The 19,786-nt window shown below is 70.0% G+C and carries 16 protein-coding genes; 6 read left to right on the top strand and 10 right to left on the bottom strand.

Features of this window, described 5'->3' with window-relative positions; genetic code table 11:
- Positions 1-56: 56 nt before the first annotated feature.
- Positions 57-959, bottom strand: coding sequence for a 4-(cytidine 5'-diphospho)-2-C-methyl-D-erythritol kinase (locus tag ABGB01_RS21385; protein WP_347624152.1), 903 nt, complete (start codon positions 957-959; stop codon positions 57-59).
- Between the two features lie 348 nt (positions 960-1,307).
- On the opposite strand from ABGB01_RS21385, the gene ABGB01_RS21380 reads away from it, so the two are divergent.
- Positions 1,308-2,159 carry an arginase family protein gene (locus ABGB01_RS21380; protein ID WP_347775542.1) on the top strand — a complete coding sequence of 284 codons (852 nt, stop codon included), beginning with the start codon at positions 1,308-1,310 and terminating at the stop codon, positions 2,157-2,159.
- A gap of 45 nt (positions 2,160-2,204) precedes the next feature.
- Here ABGB01_RS21380 and ABGB01_RS21375 read toward each other — a convergent pair whose 3' ends face one another.
- The 3 genes from ABGB01_RS21375 to rsmA form a co-directional block, all read right to left on the bottom strand.
- Positions 2,205-2,720: an NlpC/P60 family protein gene (locus tag ABGB01_RS21375; protein ID WP_347775311.1), complete on the bottom strand. Its 516-nt coding sequence runs from the start codon at positions 2,718-2,720 to the stop codon at positions 2,205-2,207.
- 208 nt (positions 2,721-2,928) lie between these two features.
- Positions 2,929-3,486: an ATP-binding protein gene (locus ABGB01_RS21370; protein ID WP_347775310.1), complete on the bottom strand. Its 558-nt coding sequence runs from the start codon at positions 3,484-3,486 to the stop codon at positions 2,929-2,931.
- Between the two features lie 82 nt (positions 3,487-3,568).
- The gene (gene rsmA, locus ABGB01_RS21365) at positions 3,569-4,429 is read right to left on the bottom strand and encodes a 16S rRNA (adenine(1518)-N(6)/adenine(1519)-N(6))-dimethyltransferase RsmA (protein WP_347775309.1); all 861 of its coding nucleotides are present in this window, start codon (positions 4,427-4,429) and stop codon (positions 3,569-3,571) included.
- A 70-nt stretch (positions 4,430-4,499) separates the two neighbouring features.
- Here rsmA and ABGB01_RS21360 point away from each other — a divergent pair, with 70 nt between their 5' ends.
- Complete coding sequence (locus ABGB01_RS21360; protein ID WP_347775541.1) at positions 4,500-6,254, top strand: protein kinase; 1,755 nt, start codon at positions 4,500-4,502, stop codon at positions 6,252-6,254.
- Positions 6,254-7,441: a hypothetical protein gene (locus tag ABGB01_RS21355; RefSeq protein ID WP_347775308.1), complete on the top strand. Its 1,188-nt coding sequence runs from the start codon at positions 6,254-6,256 to the stop codon at positions 7,439-7,441. The genes ABGB01_RS21360 and ABGB01_RS21355 overlap by 1 nt, the downstream gene beginning before the upstream one ends.
- A 34-nt stretch (positions 7,442-7,475) precedes the next feature.
- Here the strand turns inward: ABGB01_RS21355 and ABGB01_RS21350 are convergent, their stop codons facing one another.
- From ABGB01_RS21350 to ABGB01_RS21335, 4 genes are all read right to left on the bottom strand, one after another.
- Positions 7,476-8,381: a ubiquitin-like domain-containing protein gene (locus ABGB01_RS21350; RefSeq protein WP_347775307.1), complete on the bottom strand. Its 906-nt coding sequence runs from the start codon at positions 8,379-8,381 to the stop codon at positions 7,476-7,478.
- 83 nt (positions 8,382-8,464) lie between these two features.
- Positions 8,465-9,319, bottom strand: coding sequence for a TatD family hydrolase (locus tag ABGB01_RS21345; protein ID WP_347775306.1), 855 nt, complete (start codon positions 9,317-9,319; stop codon positions 8,465-8,467).
- Between the two features lie 49 nt (positions 9,320-9,368).
- Entirely contained in the window at positions 9,369-11,150 is a 1,782-nt protein-coding gene (gene metG, locus ABGB01_RS21340) for a methionine--tRNA ligase (protein WP_347775305.1), read from the bottom strand.
- A gap of 347 nt (positions 11,151-11,497) precedes the next feature.
- Positions 11,498-12,718, bottom strand: a complete 1,221-nt coding sequence (locus ABGB01_RS21335) for a glycosyltransferase family 2 protein (protein ID WP_347775304.1) — start codon at positions 12,716-12,718, stop codon at positions 11,498-11,500.
- Positions 12,719-12,817: 99 nt separating this feature from the next.
- Between ABGB01_RS21335 and ABGB01_RS21330 the strand changes: the two genes are divergently transcribed.
- On the top strand, positions 12,818-14,407 hold the full coding sequence (locus ABGB01_RS21330; protein ID WP_347775303.1) for a hypothetical protein: 1,590 nt from the start codon (positions 12,818-12,820) through the stop codon (positions 14,405-14,407).
- Here the strand turns inward: ABGB01_RS21330 and ABGB01_RS21325 are convergent.
- Together ABGB01_RS21325 and rsmI are read right to left on the bottom strand one after the other, a co-directional pair.
- The gene (locus tag ABGB01_RS21325) at positions 14,301-15,845 is read right to left on the bottom strand and encodes a phospholipid carrier-dependent glycosyltransferase (protein WP_347775302.1); all 1,545 of its coding nucleotides are present in this window, start codon (positions 15,843-15,845) and stop codon (positions 14,301-14,303) included. The genes ABGB01_RS21330 and ABGB01_RS21325 overlap by 107 nt on opposite strands.
- A gap of 52 nt (positions 15,846-15,897) precedes the next feature.
- Positions 15,898-16,749: a 16S rRNA (cytidine(1402)-2'-O)-methyltransferase gene (rsmI, locus tag ABGB01_RS21320; RefSeq protein ID WP_347775301.1), complete on the bottom strand. Its 852-nt coding sequence runs from the start codon at positions 16,747-16,749 to the stop codon at positions 15,898-15,900.
- Positions 16,750-16,826: 77 nt separating this feature from the next.
- Between rsmI and ABGB01_RS21315 the strand changes: the two genes are divergently transcribed.
- Positions 16,827-18,464 (top strand): phospholipid carrier-dependent glycosyltransferase, encoded by a 1,638-nt coding sequence (locus ABGB01_RS21315; protein ID WP_347775300.1) that lies wholly within the window; start codon positions 16,827-16,829, stop codon positions 18,462-18,464.
- 113 nt (positions 18,465-18,577) lie between these two features.
- On the top strand, positions 18,578-19,780 hold the full coding sequence (locus ABGB01_RS21310) for a hypothetical protein (RefSeq protein WP_347775299.1): 1,203 nt from the start codon (positions 18,578-18,580) through the stop codon (positions 19,778-19,780).
- The last annotated feature ends 6 nt before the right edge of the window (positions 19,781-19,786 follow it).

Below are 19,786 nucleotides of genomic sequence, written 5' to 3'. Positions count from 1 at the left end.
ACCACCGCGCAGAGAAGAGGACGGAAGGGCGGTTCCTCAGAGGAGGAACTGGGCGGTCAGAGGAGGGTGGCGCCGGCGACGGGGCCGTGGGCGGGGACGGCGGTGTGAGCGGCGCCTGTCGTGGTCAGCCCGCGGGCCAGATCGCGGGCGTGCAGGGCGTCGATGGCCAGGAACGCACACGTCGGGCCGGAGCCGGAGACGATCGCCCCCAGCGCGCCGTGCTGGCGTCCTGCTTCGAGGGTCGGCGCGAGCTCCGGGCGGAGGCTGAACGCGGCCTCCTGGAGGTCGTTGCTCAGGTGGGCGCCCAGAGCGTAGGCGTCGCCGGTGCCCAGAGCCTCCATCAGCGAGTCGTCGATCTGGGGCCAGGGCACCTCGGCGGCCGCGGCCTCCCTGAGGCGGTCGCACTCCGCGTAGACGCTGGCGGTGGAGAGACCACCGTCCGCCAGCGCGAACACCCAGTGGAACAACCCCCCGGTGGGCAACTCGCTCAGCTGCTCGCCGCGGCCCGTGCCGACCGCTGTGCCCCCGAGCAGGGAGAACGGCACGTCGCTGCCGAGGTCGGCGGCGATCTCCATGAGGTCTTCGAAGGGCAGCCCGAGCCCCCACAGCTCATTGCAGGCCACCAGCGCGCCCGCCGCGTCGGCGCTGCCACCCGCCATCCCGCCGGCGACCGGGATGTCCTTCTGGATGAGCAGGTCGGCGCCGTAGCCGCGGCCTGCGTGTTTGGCGAGCGCGCGGGCAGCCCTGATCGCCAGGTTGCCGTCGTCGACCGGCACCTGATCGGACCACTTCCCCGACACCGACACGGTGATCGCCTCGGACTCCTTGGCCGTCACCTCATCGAAGATCGATACGGCGTGAAAGACGTTGACCAGGTCGTGGAAGCCGTCCTCCCTGAGCGGGCCGACAGAAAGTTGCACGTTGACCTTCGCAGGCACACGTACGGTCACCGAACTCATCGATCTTCTGCCACTTTCATCACTTGCCGGGGTCAAGGACACTCGATGTTATCGGGGCACGCCGCCCTGACATGCGGTTCTCGAAAGATCGCGCCGCTGGCAACGGCCCTGCAACACATAGAGTCAAGGTCATGGGCTTATGCCCCGATCCCAATCGGTTACAAATCGTGATGTCTTGCCGCCGGTCGCTCCACTGCGGTTCGGCGCCGAGAACACGCACGCCGACGCTACCCCGCCCAGGCGAGATCACCGCATCTCGACGGCTCGACCAGGTCGCCGGACTGGCCGGGTTTGCGGTCGGGTGCGGAGGGTCGACCGCGAGCGAGGAGGGTGTGTGCGTTGGCTGAGGTGACGGTGATCGAGGTGCCGCAGTGGCGGGGGTCGGGAGCTCCCACGGCGCAGCGGCTGCGGGAGGGCGCGCGGTTGCTCGCCGACATGGTGGACGCCGATCACCGGGTGCTGGTGGACGCCGATGACGATCTCGTCGGCACCGCCGCCAGGGTGCGGGAGGCAGTCGCGCCGGTGCGTGCTGGGCTGGTGGTCACCGCGGGCGGCGACTGCGGGGTCGAGTTGGAACCTGTGGCGGCGGCGCGGAAGCGGTTTGGGGATCGGCTGGTCGTCGTCTGGTTCGACGCTCATGGGGATCTCAACACGCCTGAGTCGTCGCCTTCCGGGGCTTATCACGGGATGGTGCTGCGCGCGCTCACCGGAGAGGGGCCCGAAGGGTTGGTGCCGGAGGTGACGGTGCCGCCGGAGCGGATCGTGCTGGCCGGCGGACGCGATCTCGACCGCGCGGAGGCGGAATTCGTCCAAACGCGAGGGATCCGGCATGTCCTGGAGGCGGATGCCGCGGCCCTCGTGGACGCGGTCGCGGCCTGCCACGGCACCCCGCTCGACGCAGCGGTCGGCTCTTCGCGCGGCACGGCGGCCGGTGCGACCGACGGGGATTCGCGTGGCGCGGCGGCCGTTTATGTGCACATCGATTTTGACGTGCTCGATCCGCAGGTCTTCGCGAGCGTCGGTAGCCCGGCGCCTGGTGGACTGCATCCCGATCAGCTCCTTGCTCTGGTCGGCGCCATCGCCGAACGGTATGAGGTGGCAGGCCTGGGACTCACGGAATATGAGCCGTCCAGGCGGGAGGACCAGGAGTTGCTCTCCGGCCTGCTCGAGCAGGTGGTCGATGTCTGCTCGGGACGGTGAGGGGCGAGCCCGGCCGTGGCCCGCGGAGGGCGGCGCGGACAGCGGTCAGCCCGGGCGTACGGCGCCGCGGAACGCGGAGCGGAAGTAGGGCGAGCGGAGGAAGTCGACCTTGCGCACCACGTCGCCCGTCTTGGGAGCATGGATCATGACGCCGCCGCCGAGGAACAGAGCCACGTGGGTGGGGTCGCCCGTGCCACCGCCGAAGAACAGCAGGTCACCTCGGCGGCGAGCACTGAGCGGGATCCTGCGGCCCTGGCGGAACTGGGCACCGGTGTAGTGGCTCAGCCGCACCCCGGCTCTGGACCAGGCGTAAAGGGTCAGGCCGCTGCAGTCGAAGCCGGTCGTGGCGGCTCCTCGCCCGATGCCGATGGTGGGGCCCTTGACTGAGCCTCCTCCCCAGGAGAAGGAGACGCCCAACTGGCTGAGGGCCGCGGCGGCGGCTGTCTCGCCTCTGGTCTGCGTGCGTTTCAGCTGTGCCAGGGCGGGATCGGGGACGGCGACGAGCGTGGTGCAGAGGCCTCCGCCGAGGGCGAGCCAGATGAGAGCGATGCGTCGGAGCATGTGAGCCTCCCAGGTCCGTACGTGAGTTCGGGAGGCCAGGATGATCCGGCGGGGTGAGGGGACGTGGGGCCGAGCGGCGTTCTGTGGATGAGGAGCCGCGACAGCAGGCGGCCTGTGGAAAGGCCCTGCCCACAGGCTCGCACCCCACGGCACGAAGAACGTCGCCTCGTGCCGGCTCATTCACGGACGATGTCGTACACCCCTCGCATCAGTCCTGCAGGATCGTGAGCTCCCCTTCGTCGACGGGCTCCTCGAATCCGGCCACGTACCTGTTGAGAAGATCCTCGGACACGGTCACGGAGTTGGCCCCGTGCAGCTTGTTGCGTACGGCCAGCCGCCGGCGCAGCGTCTCCGGGCTTGCCTTGAGATAGACCAGTTTCCACCGGCACCCATGACTCTCGATCAGGGCCTTGTAGTCGTCACGAGCCGTCCGGCGCCAGAAGCTGTAGTCCAGGACCACCGGTTGGCCGGCTTCCATCAGGTCTACGAGCCGCTTCCTCAACGCTTCCTCGGCAGCCGCCTTGTGGCTTTCGTACTCCGCCGAATCGAACTCGGCGGCATCGCGCCCGAACCGGGTCCAGATCACTTCATCGATCGACAGCCTGACATAGCCGCGTCGCTCCAACGCCTGCGCATAGGTCGACTTGCCTGATCCCGCGATCCCGCACATCATCACGACACACCGCGCCGACGAGCCTGTCGAGCCGGCCGAGGCTTCTTCAGCCACATCAGCGAGATCATTCAGGCCCTGGGTTCCTGTCTCCACCCTGCGATTCAACCAGCCTGGCGCGCCCCAACCCACAGTTCGGGAACACGGAGGTGCTCGGCGCGTTCGGTGGCTGCGACGATCAGGAGGCGGATTCGGCTATGCGGACGAAGGCGTGGATGTCGAGTTGCTCGCCGCGCGCCGAAGGGTCCACCCCGGCGGCTCTGAGCGCCCTCTCCGCCCGGGCCGGGCTGCCCGCCCACGAGGCCAGGGCCGCGCGCAGGGTCTTGCGGCGTTGCGCGAAGGCCGCGTCGATGACCGCGAACACCTCTTCCCTCGACGCCGTCGTCGCGGGCGGGTCGCGGCGGACCAGGGAGACCAGCCCGGAATCCACGTTGGGCGCGGGCCAGAAGACCGACCGGCCGACGGGGCCCGCCCTGCGCACGTCCGCGTACCAGGCGGCCTTGACCGACGGAACGCCGTACACCTTGGAGCCGGGACCGGCGGCCAGGCGATCGGCCACCTCCGACTGCACCATGACCAGGCCCCTGCGCAGCGACGGCAGGACCTCCAGGAGGTGGAGCACCACCGGGACGGCCACGTTGTAGGGGAGGTTGGCCACCAGGGCCGTGGGGGTGAAGCCCAGCAGATCGTTCTCGGAGATCTTCATGGCATCCGCGTTGATCACCGTGAGCTGCTCGGAGGCGCCGCGGTCGGCGACGGTGAGGGGAAGCTGGTGGGCGAGCACCGGATCGATCTCGACGGCCACGACGTGCGCGGCGGACGCCAGGAGTTCCAGGGTGAGCGAGCCGAGACCGGGGCCCACCTCGATGACGACGTCGTCCGGGGACAGATCGGCCACGCGTACGATGCGGCGGACGGTGCCCCCGTCGATCACGAAGTTCTGCCCTAGCTTTTTTGTCGGACGAAGATCTAGCTTGTTCGCCAAAATACGTATTTCTGCAGGGCCCAACAGCCTCATCATCCCATCAGTCTCCCGCATCGAAGAACCTGCGATGGCGTACGGGGAGACCAAAGGAGAGGATGGCGTGGAACAGGAAGGGACGCACCTCATGGAGCCAACGGGCGCCGCGCCCCTACGCCCGACGGACTTGCGGGAGGTCGGGCCCTACCGCCTGCTCGGGCGGTTAGGCGAGGGTGGCATGGGGACCGTGTTCCTCGCGCGGGCGCCGACGGGGCGGTTCGTGGCGCTCAAGGTCGTGAAGGCGGAGTTCGCCAACCAGGAGGGATTCGCGGCCAGGTTCCACGCGGAGGTCGACAGCGCCCGGCGGGTGGCGTCGTTCTGCACGGCCCAGGTGCTGGACAACGGCAACACCGGGGACGGCAGGCCCTACATGGTGACCGAGTACATCGCGGGCACCCCCCTGTCCGACCAGATCTCCAAGCACGGCTCGCTGGACCCGGGTCCGCTGCACGGCGTCGCGCTCGGGGTCGCGGCGGCGCTGGCGGCCATCCACGTCGCCGAACTCGTGCACAGGGACCTCAAACCGGCGAACGTGATCCTCTCGCTGTCCGGGCCCCGGGTGATCGACTTCGGGATCGCCAGGGCGCTCGACCGGGAGAGCGGGTTCACGCTCTCCGGCGAGCTCCTGGGGAGCCCGGGCTGGTGGGCGCCCGAGCAGGTGCGCGGCGAGCCGGTCAGCCCGGCGGCCGACATCTTCGCCTGGGGCTGCCTGGTGGCGTACGCGGCCAACGGGCGGCACCCGTTCGGCCGGGGCGACCCCATCACGCTGGCCCACCGTGTCCTGAACACCCCGCCCGACCTGGGTACGCTGCCCGCGCCGCTGGACGACCTCGTCCGGCTGGCCACCTCGATGGACCCCGCGCAGCGCCCGACGGCGCAGGATCTGCTGATCGCGCTGGTGGGAGGGAACACGCCCACGCCGTCGATCAACCCGCCCACGCTGGTGGCGACCGAGCTGCTGAACGACTGGCGGCCGCCGCAGGGTGACGATCCGGACGTCACGGCCGCGTTCACGGCTCCCTCGCCGGGCGACACCACGCGCCTGGAGACGGTGATCGGCGGCCCGGGCATCCCTCCTGACCTGGATTCGTCCCCGCAGGGCGATCCGCGTGACTCCGGCGTCCCGCCCGGCAGGCCACAGCCCGGTCCGGAAAGCCCTCGCGAGAGCTCGCCCGGCGGGACCGGGACGCCGGCGGCGCGATCGGGCGCGGCTCCTGCCGGGGAGCGGGCGCGGCCGGGCGCGGCGCCCGCGACCCGTACGGACACCTGGCCCGGGGAGCAGGGCACGCCCAGGCCCGCCGGCGAGCCGGCCACGCTCGGCGGCTCGAGGACGTCCGGCACCCGCTGGCTCATCGCCGCCGCGGCCGCCGTGCTCGCCATCGTCGTGACGGCCGGCGTGCTGATCGTGACCTCGGGCCGTACCGGCACCACCCCCGGCGACGCGGGCGCCGCCTCACCGACCGGCGCGCGCCCCAATGACGTGGGCCGCAGGTTCGCGCTGGGCCCGGACTTCGACGACCCCGTCGCCGTCGTCGCCTCCGCCCCGGAGTGCGGGCTCAAGACGTACGAGGAGACGACGACGTCCAGGGGCCAGTTCTGCGTCATCCGCTGGACGATGATCAATCCTGGTGGCGAACGGAAACCGCTGGTCCAGCCGGTCGTCTCCATGGTCGACGACCGGGGCGCCGAGCATGATCCGGCCGCCGTCACCCTTCCCCCGGCCATCCTGCCCGGCGGGCGGGTGGACAGCGCGTTCGTGTTCGACCTGCCCAACTACCGCAAACCCGTGAAGGTGACGGCGACCATGCTGGAGGACGGCAAGCAGATCGAGGTCACGCTGTGATGATCCGGTCCGCCCTCGTCGCGCTCCTGCTCGCCGCGGTGACGCCGCTCGTGTCCGCATCAGGGGCCGCGTGCGCGGGAGAGTCCGACTTCGACGGTGACGGCGTGGCCGACGTCGCGGTGGGCGACCCGTTCGGCGACGGGCAGAAGGGGTCGGTGCACGTGCTGTCGGGCGGCAGGGTCGTTCCCGTCACCGTTCCCGGCCTGGCCAGGGGCGACGCGTTCGGCTGGTCGGTGCGGCTGGCCAAGGTCGACGGTGACGCCTGCGCCGACCTCGTGATCGGCGCCCCGTACACGGACGTCGACGGCGCCGAGGACGCCGGGGCCGCGTACGTCGTCTACGGCGCCGGCTCCTCGCCCCCGCAACGGCTGACGGCGGCCCGGCCGCAACGGTTCGCGCACTTCGGCTGGTCGCTGGCCGCGCGTGGCGACCTCGTGGCGATCGGCGCGCCGTACGAGGACGAGAACCGGCTGCTCGACGTGGGAGCCGTCTACGTGCGCAAGGGCACGGGCGAGCTGCGCAGGATCAGCCAGGAATCCGTGGACGTGCGGGGCAACAGCGAGGTGGGCGACCAGTTCGGCTGGTCGATGGCGTACGGGCCGGAGAACGGGCTGCTCGTCGGCGTCCCGTACGAGAACGACGACGGCCTGGGCCGCCAGGTCGAGGACGGCAAGATCGACTCTGGCTCGGTCGTCTTCATCGACGATGTCCTGGCGACCCGGCTGACGACGGTGAAACTCGACTCGCCGACCAACGCCTCGGGCGACAGGTACGGCTACGCGGTGGCCTACGCCGATGGCGCCGGGTACGCGGTGAGCTCGCCGGGCCCGGGGAACGTGCAGCTTCTCGACGAGAACAGGAAGCCGGTGCGCACGGTGACGCAGGCGGGCGAGCAGGCGTTCGGCTTCTCGCTGGCCACGTCCGAGGACGGCAGGCTGGCCGTCGGCGCGCCCTTCGGCGGCGGCGTCCGGGTGGTGTCGTGGCAGGACCCCTCCGAGGAACGTATCCTGCCGACCCGCGACGGGCTGTTCGGCTGGTCGGTGGCCTTCAGTGGCAACAAGCTCTTCGTGGGGCAGCCGGACGCGCAGCCGTACGGGCGGGTGGCGGTGACGGGCCGCAACGCGGAGACGCCGCGGCCGCTGCAGCCGCCCAAGGGGGCCGACTTCGGGGTGTCGGTGGCCGGTTAGCGGGTCACGAGGCAGCGCGACAGGCGGTGACCGGTCAGTGGAACAGGCGGTCGCCGCAGGCCGGCCACTGGCTCTCCCAGCCGCCCTCGCGCTGGTAGAGGATCTGGGCCCGGTAGGTCTGCTCGTCGGCGGGCCAGTTGCTCGGCAGCCCGATGCCGTCCACGGCCTCCCACATGCGCATGCTGAACTGGTACATCCCGTAGTGGGGCCCGTCGGGGTTGTAGGCGAGCGGGTCGCCGTGGGCGACGCACTCGGCCAGGGCGGGCCAGTCGAGCCGCGTCACGGCGGGTTCGACCGGCTCGATGTGCTGCGGGGTGAGCGTGATGACCGTGCCGTCCTCGGGAAAGCTGCCCAGCGGCGGGCTCACGTGGTAGCCGTCGCGCGGCGCGATGTGCTGCTGCTTGAGCACCTGCCGTATGGTCCTGGCGGTCGTCCGCGAGGTGAGCCGCCGGTTGCCCGCGACGATGTGCACCTCGCGCCTGGTGTGGACGGTGAGCGCCATCCCCGACAGCGGCACCGTGTGGCCGGGCGAGGCGGAGAGCGTGCCGCGCGCCGCCTCGATGTCCAGCTCGGTCAGGGCGTCCGCGACGTTCGTGGCGGTGACGAGATGCGTGCTCGTGCGGCCGTCCACGGTCACCGTGAGCGGGCGGGCGCGGCGCACCTCTATGACGGCGCCGTCGGCGACGCGTTCTCGCGCGGCCGGGCGTACGACGTCGCCCGTGCCCATCGAGATCCCGGCGTCGGTGAGCACCTCCTCCACGGTCCCCGCGAAGCCGCGGACGGTGGCCTGTTCGCCGTCCACGATGACGACGACCTCTTTGACCAGCAGCGACACCGCCACGAGCGTGCCGAGCGCCACCGCGCCTGCCAGGCACACGACGGGCGTCCACGGGGAGCGCCACGGGATCGGCGGGCGCGGCGCGCGCCTCTTACCTCGCACGGACCACCTCCGGTTACGGGCGGGAAACGCCCGAACGCTAGCGGTGGTCGTGCCCTCGGATCCGCCGGTTCACCAAACGATGGTCACCACTCGCCGAAGACCGTGACTCCGTTGGCGCTGATCGCCTCGCACAACCGGTCCGGATGGGCGCCCTTGACCTCCGCGAGGCAGCGAAGGGTGAGCGGGATGAGGTAGGGGGCGTTGGGCTTGCCGCGGTGCGGGACGGGCGGCAGGTAGGGGGCGTCGGTCTCGACCAGCATGAGCTGCTCGGGCGCGACCTCGGCGGCCTCGCGCAGGTAGGCGGCGTTCTTGTACGTCACCGGGCCGGAGAACGACATGAAATATCCCGCTTCGGCGCACTTTTTCGCCATCTCGGCGTCGCCGGAGAAGCTGTGGAACACCACCTTCTCCGGCGCCCCCTCCTCGGCCAGCACCTTCAGCACGTCGTCGTGCGCCTCGCGGTCATGGATGACCAGCGCCTTGCCGGTGCGCTTGGCGATCTCGATGTGGGCACGGAAGCTCGTGTGCTGGTCGTCCCTGCTCGACCAGTCGCGGTAGTAGTCGAGCCCCGTCTCCCCCACCGCGCGCACCTCCGGCCGCCGCGCCAGCGCCTCGATCTCGGCCAGCACCTCGGACGTGGCCTCGTGGGCCTCGTTGGGGTGGACGGCCACGCCGGCGTAGACGCCTTCCTGCTCGGCCGCCACCCGCGCGTTCCACCGGGAGGAGGCCAGGTCGTAGCCGATCGTGACGAGCCGGGTCACGCCGACCGCCCTGGCGTCCTCCAGGATGCCGCGCACGCCGGCCGAAGCCGCCTGGGCGGCCTGCGCCACCGGATCGCCCGACGACGCCTGCCTGTCGCCCACCATGATGTCGAGGTGGCAGTGGCTGTCGAACACGGGCGAGGAAAGCGGCTCTGGCGCGGCGGGAAGCTTGGTCACGGCATCCACCGTAGCCCCCGTGCGGCGACGCCCGGCCCGCCGGAGCGTCTCAGTCGGCCAGGCGGGCCAGCTCCTCGTCGACGACCTTCGGGTCGAGCTTCTTGAACAGCGGCACCGGCGGCGCGAGCGGCGTGCCCGGCTTGATGGGCTGGTGCTCCCAGCGGGCCGCCCCGTCGTAGTCGCCGGTGATCACCGGGTAGGGGTCGCCGCCGTCCTCGTCGACCTCGTGGATCTCCGGCATGCCCGACCACACGCCCTCGCCGCCCAGCATGGCGTGGACCTTGTTGGACGAGCTGGGCAGGAACGGCGTGAGCATCGTCTTGGCGTCGTCGACCACCTGGAGCGCCACATGCAGGATCGACTTCTGCCGCTCGGGGTCGCCCTTGAGCTTCCACGGCTCCTGCTCGGCCAGGTATTTGTTGGCCTCGCGGACCACGTCGAGCGCCTCGCTGATCGCGTTCTTGAACCTCGACCTGCCGAGCTCCTCGCCCACCGGGCCGAACGCGTTGCGCGAACGCTCCAGCAGCGCCCGGTCGGCGTCGGTCAGGTCGCCGGCCTCGGGCACGGCACCGAAGTTCTTCGCCGCCATCGAGATCGACCGGTTGACCAGATTGCCCCAGGCCGCGACCAGCTCACCGTTGTTGCGGTTGACGAACTCCTGCCAGGTGAAGTCGGTGTCCTGGTTTTCCGGGCCGGCCACCGCGATGTAGTAGCGCAGGGCGTCGGCGTCGTAGCGCTCGAGGAAGTCGCGCACGTAGATGACGACCTGGCGGGAGGAGGAGAACTTGCGGCCCTCCATCGTCAGGAACTCGCTGGAGACCACCTCGGACGGCACGTCGAGCGCACCCAGCGAGCCGGGCGTGCCGCCGCGGTCGCCCCGCCCGCTGTAGCCGAACAACATCGCCGGCCAGATCTCAGCGTGGAAGACGATGTTGTCCTTGCCCATGAAGTAGTAGCCGCGGGCGTCGGGATTCTGCCACCACTGGCGCCACGCGTCGGGGTCTCCTGAGCGCCTGGCCCACTCGATCGAGGCCGACAGGTAGCCGATGACGGCGTCGAACCACACGTAGAGCCGCTTGTTGGGCTGGTCGCGCCAGCCGTCGAGCGGGATCGGCACCCCCCAGTCGAGGTCGCGGCTGATCGCCCGCGGCTGCAGGTCGCCGAGCAGGTTGAGCGCGAACTTCAGCACGTTGGGCCGCCACTCGCCCTGCTTGGACTGCAGGTAGGAGCCGAGCACCTCGGCGAAGGCGGGCAGGTCGAGCATGAAGTGCTCGGTCTCGGTGAACACCGGCGTCTCGCCGTTGATGCGGCTCACCGGGTTGATCAGCTGGATCGGGTCGAGCTGGTTGCCGCAGTTGTCGCACTGGTCGCCGCGCGCGCCGTCGTAGCCGCAGATGGGGCAGGTGCCCTCGATGTAGCGGTCGGGCAGCGTGCGGCCCGTGGACGGCGAGATGGCGCCCATCGTGGTCTGGGGGAAAATGTAGCCGTTGTCATAGAGACCCTTGAAGATCTCCTGCGTGACGGCGTAGTGGTTTTTCGTCGTCGTCCTGGTGAACAGGTCGTAGGCGAGCCCGAGCCCGGTCAGGTCTTCGGCGATGACGCGGTTGTAGCGGTCGGCCAGCTCCTTGGCGCTGACGCCCTCCTTGTCGGCCTGCACCTGGATCGGCGTGCCGTGCTCGTCGGTGCCGGAGACCATCAGCACCTTGTTGCCCGCCATCCGCTGGTAGCGGCTGAAGATGTCGGACGGCACGCCGAAACCTGAGACGTGCCCGATGTGGCGAGGGCCGTTAGCGTACGGCCACGCGACGGCGGTCAAGATGTGCTGGGACATGGCCCTAAGCCTACGGGGTCTCTGAAGATCATTTGTTACGGTCACCGTGGTCCGCCACCCGCCGCACTCCGGCTGAGGGCCCTCCAGGAAACGGCCTCTACCCTTGCCCGTGTTCCGTGGTCCACGCCTTGACCACGGACCGGGCCGGCAGGGCGCTCCGTAACGGCGGCGCGCCACTGACCGGTCAGAGGGCGTTTCCCTGGACAGACGGGAACCCGCGTCGGCGGGTGGCCGACCCTGGCAGCGCGTAAAAGATACTTATCCACACACCGGTCAGAGGGCGTTTCCCTGGACAGACGGGAACCCGCGTCGGCGGGTGGACGGCCCCGGCAGCGCGTAGAAGGTGTTTATCGCTCTGACTTCTCGAGGGAGATCGCCTCCGCGGCCTCCTCGGCGGCCTTGGCGGCCACGTCGATGGAGCTCTCGCGCGTGCGGCGGATGCCGAGGATGCTGATGAACAGCGAGGCGAAGATCGTCTGGAAGCTCATGACGAGCGCCGTCGCCGACGGCACGACGAGCCGCAGCGACTCGCGCGGGTTGAGCTCGCCGAAGCTGCGCACCTGCCAGTGCACCAGCGACATCACCAGCCCGACCAGGCCGGCCAGCGCCAGCAGGCCGCCCACCACGAGCCCCTTCTCCAGGGTCACGATGTCGATGATCCTGCGGATGCGCGGCGACTCCGGCAGGAAGCCCTCCTCGGCCGCGTAGACCTTCGTGAACAGCGCGAACAGCGCGGCCTGGAAGCCGATCACCATCAGCGCGGACGTGCCGACCAGCGTGTCGACGTCGAAGGCCAGCTCGCCGATCTCGACCGGGCCGAACGTCAGCGCGGTGCTCGCGACCAGGCCGATGATCATCATCAGCACGCCGGGGTAGAAGAACAGCCACTTGGGGCTGTAGAGGAGCAGGAAACGCAGGTGACGCCAGCCGTCGCGCCACGAGCGCAGGTGCGGCGGGCGTGAGCGGCCGTCGGGCGAGAGTGTCGTGGGCACCTCGCGCACGTCGAGGCCGGACAGCGTGGAGCGGACCACCATCTCCGAGGCGAACTCCATGCCGCCGGTCTGCAGGTGCAGCCGCAGGATGGACTCGCGCCTGAAGCCGCGCAGCCCGCAGTGGAAGTCGCCGATCGCCGACGGGAAGAACAGCCTGCCGATGAACGACAACACCGGGTTGCCGAGATAGCGGTGGAGCGCAGGCATGGCTCCAGGGGCGATGCCGCCCTTGAAGCGGTTGCCCATCACCAGGTCGGCGCCGTCGCGCAACTGCTCGACGAACGGCAGCAACGAGGTGAAGTCGTAGGAATCGTCAGCGTCACCCATGATCACGAACTTGCCGCGCGCCGCCCGGATCCCGCCCATGAGGGCGTTGCCGTAGCCCTTCTCATCGACGTGGACAACGCGGGCACCGGCATCACGGGCCAGCTGTTGCGAGCCGTCCGTGCTGCCGTTGTCGGCGATCAGGACTTCGCCCTCGATGCCGTGCTCCTCCATGCACGCCAGTGCCTTGCGCACACAGACTTCCACGGTCTCCGCCTCGTTGAGGCAGGGCATGACCACCGTCAGTTCCACGTGTCTACCCTTCAGTTAAGGCTATTCCAGTCAACCATCATGCCCTGTGCCCGAGTGTGGTCGGGTCAAGACCCACAAACGACTGGCATTCTTTACAGCATGGTGAGCGTCGCGGAGATTACCCCTGTGGACCACTCCGCTCCTGGCCCGGCAGCCCGTGCGCTGTCCATGGTGCGCCGGCATCAGGTGTTCGCCGCGGCCTTCGGCGTCGGCGCCGTGCTGCGGCTCATCACCATGCTCGGCTACGGCCCGGCCATGTGGTTCAACGACTCCTACGAGTACGTCTCGGTGGCCCTGCACCCGAGGCCCCACCCGATCAGGCCCGACGGTTACAGCTTCTGGCTGATGCTGCTGAAGCCTTTCCACAGTTTCACCCTGGTGGTCTTGACGCAGCACCTGATGGGCCTGGCCACGGCCTGCCTGATCTACGCGCTGCTGCGCATCAAGTTCAGGCTGCCGAAGTGGGGGGCGACGCTGGCCGCCGCGCCGGTGTTGTTCGACGCCTACCAGATCCAGCTGGAGCAGCTGGTGATGTCCGACACCATGTTCATGCTGCTCGTGGTCGGCGTCATCACGATGGTGTTGTGGAAGCGGCGGCTGACGTGGCAGGCGGGCACCGTGATCGGCCTGCTGCTGGCGCTGACGTGGCTGACCCGCTCGATCGGCCTGCCCATCCTGGCCCTGGTGGTGCTCTATCTCCTGGTCAAGCGCACCGGCTGGCGGCCCATCACGGCCGTCATCACGGCCTGCGCGATCCCGGTGCTGGCCTACATGGGCTGGTTCGCCTCCGCGTACGGCAAATTCGCCATGACCAACAGCGACGGCCTCATCCTGTACATGCGCACGGCCATCTTCGCCGACTGCAACAAGATGGACATCGACAAGTACACCGAGGTACAGCTGCTGCTGCTCTGCATCAACGACCCGGTCAACCAGCGCAAAGACTACGCCCAGTGGTATCTGTGGGGGCAGGGCAACGGCGACGGCACGGGCACCGGCGAGGTGCTGCACCGCTGGGGCACCAACAAGAAGTTCAGCGAGATCACCAACGAGGCCGCCAGCAAGTTCGCCACGCGGGCGATCCTGTCGCAGCCCGGCGACTATCTGCAGGTGGTCGTGCGCGACTTCTTCCGTTCGTTCCACTGGGCCCGGCCGCGCTTCCCCGACGAGTCCACGTACAACATGTACCAGTTCAAGCCCTACTACGAGATCGACGAGAACGGCCAGCCCAAGCGGCTGCCGAAGTGGTCGTCGTACGCGGGCGGCCGCACCGACACCGACGCGTTCAGCTACGAGCAGGGCCCGCCCGAGACGAGGATCGTGCATCCGTGGGCCGACATCATGAGCGGCTACCAGAAGGTGTTCTACCTGCGCGGCATCATGCTCGGCGGGATCCTGCTGATCGGCCTGTACGGCGTCGCGGTCCGGTGGCGCAAGTTCGGCGGCCCGGTCGTGCTGCCGTGGCTCGGCGCGTTCGGGCTGCTGCTGGCCCCGGCCGCGACGGCGGAGTTCGACTACCGCTACGTGCTTCCGGCCGTGCCGCTGGCCTGCATCGCGGCGGCGATCACGCTGCGCAAGGGCGTCACTTCGGTGCGACGGTCACCCAGGAGCGCAGAAACATCCGGGCCCACCACTCTGCGTGTGCGATGGTCTCGGCGGTCAGCACGGGGTAAAGCCACCAGAAGTTGACCAGGGCGATGAGCGCGAACGCGCCCACGACCGCGGCCCCGAACGCCCTCCGCGCGGGCGTGGCCGCGGCCTTGCCCAGGATCAGCCCCGCCACCAGCACGAGCGCCAGCACCATGAACGGCACGACGGGGATCATGTAGAACAGGTACATCGTCCGGTTGTCGGCGATGGCGTAGTAGAACCACGGCAGCCAGCCGACCGCGTAGGCCAGCAGCACGGCGCCGGCCCGCCAGTCACGCGTGTTGAAGTACCACACGACGAGGGCGATCAGCGCGAGCGCGGCTCCGTACCAGAGGGCGGGGGTGCCGGCCCCGATCACGGCCTGCGAGCACTTGTCGGCCCCGCACGCCGACGGCGGCAGGTCCCCGGTGTAGTGGAAGGTGACGGGCCGCAGGAGCACGGGCCACTGCCAGGGCTCGGACATGTTCTGGTGGTAGGTGTCCAGGCCGCTGTGGAAGCCGAGCACCTCCAGCTGGTACTGCATCCACGACCGCACCGAGTCGGCCACGAAGAACGCCGGCCCCGACGAGGTGGCCTGCCCCCAGTTGCGTCCCCAGCCGTCCGCGCTGACGAACCACCCGGCCCACGACGCCGTGAACGTCGCCGCGGACGCGAGCGCCATCGCCCCGAACCCGCCGGGCAGGTCGTACGCCAGCGCACCCCTGACCGGCTCGCGCGCCCCCAGCGCCCGCCTGGCGCCCATGTCCCACATGAGGCTCATGACGGCGAACGCGAGCAGGAAGAAGATGCCCGACCACTTGACCGCGCACGCGGCGCCGAGGCAGACGCCCGCGGCGATCCGCCAGGGCCTGAGCCCGAGCCGCGGCCCCATGCCGGCGACGGGCGAGCTCTCGTACCAGGCGGCCAGCCGCTCCCGCGCCTGGTCGCGGTCGGCCACCAGGCAGGCGAATCCGGCCAGCACCCAGAACATCAGGAAGATGTCGAGCAGCCCCGTGCGCGACAACACCAGGTGCAGCCCGTCGAGGGCCAGCAGCAGACCGCCCAGGCAGCCGAGCAGCGTCGAGCGGGTCATCCGCCGCGCCACCCTGGCCAGGATCAGGATCGACAGGGTGCCGATCAGCGCGGCGGCGAAGCGCCAGCCGAACGGGTTCATTCCGAACAACCACTCGCCCACGCCGATCATCCACTTGCCGAGCGGCGGATGGGCCACGAACGACGCGCAGTCGGAGGGCTGCGCGCACTGCTTGAAGATGTCCAGGTTGCCGGCGATGAGCCGGCGGTCGGCGATGGGGTTGTCGGCGTCGCCGAGCATGGTCCGCTCGACGCCGTGGGCCAGCAGCGAGTAGGCGTCCTTGACGTAGTACGTCTCGTCGAAGACGACGGACTTGGGATCGCCGAGCCTGACGAACCTGAGGATGCCGCCGAAGATCGCCACCACGATGGGCCCGACCCACCCCAGCAGGACGCCGTCCTGCATGGGCGGGATCAGTCGACGCGGCGAAGCCCCCCAATTACTCACGAAGCGCACCTTATGGTGTCGCTGATCTCCTGTGCACCAGTTCGTAAAGCTCGCGCTTGGGGATGCCCGCCCCCTTGGCCACCTCGGCGACGGCCAGCTTGCGCTGCGTGCCCTCGGCGACCATCCGGTCGACCTGCGCGACGAGCGCGTCCATGTCGTGCTCCTCCGCCCGCGCGACGTGGCCGGCGACCACGACCGTGATCTCGCCCTTGACGCCGCCCTCCGCCCAGGCGGCCAGCTCGCCGAGGCCGCCCCGGCGCACCTCCTCGTACGTCTTGGTCAGCTCGCGGCAGACCGCCGCCTCGCGGCCGGGCCCGAACGCCTCCGCCATGGCCGTGAGGGAGCTCGCCAGCCGGTGCGGCGCCTCGAAGAAGACCATCGTGCGTTCCTCGCCCGCCAGCGCGGCCAGGCGGCGGGCGCGCTCGCCCGGCTTGCGCGGCGGGAAACCCTCGAAGCAGAACCGGTCACTCGGCAGCCCCGACACGGCCAGGGCGGTGGTGACGGCACTCGGGCCCGGCAGCGCGGTGACCGTGACGCCCGCCTCGACCGCGAGCCTCGTCAGGCGGTAACCCGGGTCAGACACGCCCGGCATCCCCGCGTCGGTGATCACGACGACCGTGCGGCCCTCCCGCAGCACCTCGACGAGTTCCTGGGCCCGGCCCGCTTCGTTCTGGTCGTAGTAGGACACGATCCGGCCGGTGATGTCCGCCCCCAGCTCCGCGGCGAGCCTGCGCAGCCGGCGGGTGTCCTCGGCGGCCACCACGTCGGCATTTTCGAGCGCCTCGCGCAGGCGGGGCGAGACGTCGCCCGCCTGGCCTATGGGGGCTCCTGCCAGCACCAGCCTGCCGCGCTCTCCAGTCACCTGGCCATTGTGGCAGGCTATCCCTATTAGACGGTGTTTCTGCATGGCTTTCCGCTGAGGGCCCGTACGATGGCCGAATGGCGGTGACCGACTCCTCGTACCAGGCCTTTGACGACTCGGAGGCCGGCGACGGCCAGCACGAGGCCGCCCGGTCCGTACGCGATCGGGTGCTTCCTCCCATGCGTGGAAGCGTGATGTGGGGGTGGCTCGGCCCGCTGCTGGTCACCGTGTTCGGCGGGGTCCTCCGTTTCCTCGATCTCGGCCATCCCAAGGCCGTGGTGTTCGACGAGACGTACTACATGAAGGACGGCTACTCGCTGATCACCTGGGGGGTCGAGCGGGTCACGGTCAAGGACGCCGACAAGGCCATCATCGCCGGCGACACCGGCGGCATCTGGCAGTCGTGCACGGCCGAGACCATGGACAAGTGCGCCTCCTACGTCGTGCACCCGCCGCTGGGCAAGTGGATGATCGGCGCGGGCGAGTGGTTGTTCGGGCTCAACCCGTTCGGCTGGCGCTTCGCCGCCGCGCTGATCGGCACCCTGTCGATCCTCGTCCTGGCCAGGGTGGCGCGGCGGATGACCCGCTCGACGCTGCTCGGCTGCTTCGCCGGGCTGCTGCTGGCCCTCGACGGCCTGCACTTCGTGCTCTCCCGCACGGCGCTGCTCGACATCTTCCTGATGTTCTGGGTGCTGGCCGCGTTCGCCTGCCTGGTGACCGACCGCGACCAGGCACGGGAACGGCTGGTCGCCTGGTACGAGAGCTCGCCCCTGTCGCCGCAGGGGCCGTCGCTGGGCATCAGGTGGTGGCGGATCGCCGCCGGCGTGTGCCTGGCCTTCGCGATGTCGGTCAAGTGGTCGGGCCTGGCGTTCGCGGTGGCGTTCGCGATCATGTCCCTGATGTGGGACTTCGGGGCGCGCAGGGCCGTGGGGCTGCGCAGCCCGTACATGGGGGCGTTCAACAAGGACGTGCCGCAGGGGGCGCTGGCGTTCGCGGCGGTGCCGTTCGTGGCGTACATGGCCACCTGGACGGGCTGGTTCGCCAACGCCACCGGCTACGGCCGCAACTGGGACCAGGCCACCTCGTCAGGGCCGCTCTACTTCGTCTTCGACTCGATGCGGTCGTGGGTCCAGTACCAATGGCAGGTCTTCACCTTCCACAGCGGGCTGGAGACCTCACACCCCTACATGTCCGAGCCGTGGCAGTGGCCGCTGCTGCTGCGTCCCGTGGCCTTCTACTACGAGGCCAGGCAGAACGCCTGCGGCGTCAAGGACTGCTCGGAGGCCGTGCTGGGCGTGGGCACGCCGGTGATCTGGTTCGGCGGGGTGGCGGCGCTGGTGGCCCTCATCGCGTGGTACGTCTCCTCCCGCGACTGGCGGGCCGGCGCCGTGCTGCTGGCCTACGGCATGGGCTGGCTGCCGTGGTTCTACTTCGCCATCGCCGGCAACCGCACCATGTTCCTGTTCTACGCCATCCCGATGGTGCCGTTCATGGTGCTGGCCATCACGCTGTGCGCGGGGCTGCTGATCGGGCGCGCGGGCAGGAGGCTGCCGGGAATCAGGTACTATCGCCGTCCTACCGCGGCCGCCGTCGTCGGCGCCTTCGCCCTGCTCGCACTGATCAACTTCTGGTGGCTGCACCCCGTCCTGTCGGGTGAGCTGATCCCGTACGTCGAGTGGAAGGCCCGCATGCTGTTCGAGAAGCAGTGGATATGATCACGTTTCCGTCGGCTCAATAGTGGTTTCTTAGGGCAGTCGCAGTGCAAGACCCGATACGCACCGCCTTCGGACATCGTCAGGTCCGGGGTCGATACGGCAAACTTCGAGGCATGAGTGCACCGGATGTCACCGCCCTTCTCGCCGAGTTGGAGCGCTCTCAGCCGGACCTTGCCGAAGAGGCCAGGACCGCCGTCGAATGGTTGACGGGTGGGGAGCCGTTGGAGACGGTAACCCAGCTCGACGTCTGCGAGTTTCTCTGGTACACCCTGCCGATCAAGGTGGGGCCGCTCAAGCCCGGAGGCGACCACGAGCGCCTCGCACGTTCGCTCGGCCAACTGCTGCGGCTCGGCGGGCTGGAGCGGTACGCCGACCTGTGCACGTCCCCCACGACGACCAAGATCCTGCGCACGTACGCCCGCGAGGGCGAGGACGCCGGCGCGAGCGCCTACCAGCAGGCGCTCGAGGCCACGGGCGTGCTCCCGCCCGACGTGCCAGAACTCCAGTGGAGCATGATCATGGGCCCGGAGGAGCTGGGCGCCCACCTGGCCTGCTCCGCCGCGCTCGAGCTGGCCATCGTCGCCCGCGCGAGCGTCGACCGCACCGCGCTGACCCGCCGCTGGCTCACCGAGCCACGGGCCGAGCTGGGCGGCGACAGCTGGCTCAACCGGGTGCACGGCGAGAGGCTCAACCGCTGGGTGCTGGGCCGCGGCCCGGCCAGGCGCGAGCTGGCCCAGCCGTTCGAGGTGCGCCTGCACGCACCCGTCACCCCGCAACCCCTGCCCGCCCTGCACCGGCTGCTCTCCCTGGCCGCCGCCTCGGAAGGCAGCCTGCCGCTGCGGCTGGCCCCGTCACCGGAGGCGCTCAGGCTGCGCGAGCTCGCCGAACGCGAGCTGGGCGCGATCAGCCGCGACGGCGCCAAGCTGGTCATCACCGACTACGGCAAGCGGCTGCTCAAGTCCCCGAAGGCCATGTGGAAGGCGGTCACCAAGCTGCTGCTGGCCAGGGGCGAGCACGAGTTCGAGGTGTCGGCCCGCGAGGCCGCGCTCATGCTGCTCGCCGACGGCACCCTGATGTCGCCCGCCGAGCTGCGCGAGCGGGTGGCGGAGGTGGTCGGCGGTGAGGGCTGGCATCCCGCGACGAGCCTGGAGGACGTCTCCGCGCCCGTGACCGACCTGGTCGCCCAGCTCACGGCGCTGGAGCTGGCCTACAGCGACGAGCTGGCGGTGCGGATGCGCCGCCAGGGCCAGCTGGCCGCGCTGGCGGCGCTGCGCGCACACGCGCTGCGGCCGAGGAAATACGTCAGCTCAGGGTGAGCTCCG

The sequence above is a fragment of the Nonomuraea sp. B5E05 genome (assembly GCF_039880665.1).
In the GTDB taxonomy this organism is placed as follows: domain Bacteria; phylum Actinomycetota; class Actinomycetes; order Streptosporangiales; family Streptosporangiaceae; genus Nonomuraea.
This window is presented reverse-complemented; position numbering and strand designations above follow the sequence as displayed.

Excerpts from the sequence above, each read along its gene's own strand:
- ABGB01_RS21325 (WP_347775302.1), bottom strand. The coding sequence starts at position 15,845 with ATGCAGGACGGCGTCCTGCTGGGGTGGGTCGGGCCCATCGTGGTGGCG.
- ABGB01_RS21385 (WP_347624152.1), bottom strand. The coding sequence starts at position 959 with ATGAGTTCGGTGACCGTACGTGTGCCTGCGAAGGTCAACGTGCAACTT.
- ABGB01_RS21360 (WP_347775541.1), top strand. The coding sequence starts at position 4,500 with ATGGAGCCAACGGGCGCCGCGCCCCTACGCCCGACGGACTTGCGGGAG.
- ABGB01_RS21375 (WP_347775311.1), bottom strand. The coding sequence starts at position 2,720 with ATGCTCCGACGCATCGCTCTCATCTGGCTCGCCCTCGGCGGAGGCCTC.
- ABGB01_RS21355 (WP_347775308.1), top strand. The coding sequence starts at position 6,254 with ATGATCCGGTCCGCCCTCGTCGCGCTCCTGCTCGCCGCGGTGACGCCG.
- ABGB01_RS21310 (WP_347775299.1), top strand. The coding sequence starts at position 18,578 with ATGAGTGCACCGGATGTCACCGCCCTTCTCGCCGAGTTGGAGCGCTCT.
- rsmA (WP_347775309.1), bottom strand. The coding sequence starts at position 4,429 with ATGCGGGAGACTGATGGGATGATGAGGCTGTTGGGCCCTGCAGAAATA.
- ABGB01_RS21315 (WP_347775300.1), top strand. The coding sequence starts at position 16,827 with ATGGCGGTGACCGACTCCTCGTACCAGGCCTTTGACGACTCGGAGGCC.
- metG (WP_347775305.1), bottom strand. The coding sequence starts at position 11,150 with ATGTCCCAGCACATCTTGACCGCCGTCGCGTGGCCGTACGCTAACGGC.
- ABGB01_RS21330 (WP_347775303.1), top strand. The coding sequence starts at position 12,818 with ATGGTGAGCGTCGCGGAGATTACCCCTGTGGACCACTCCGCTCCTGGC.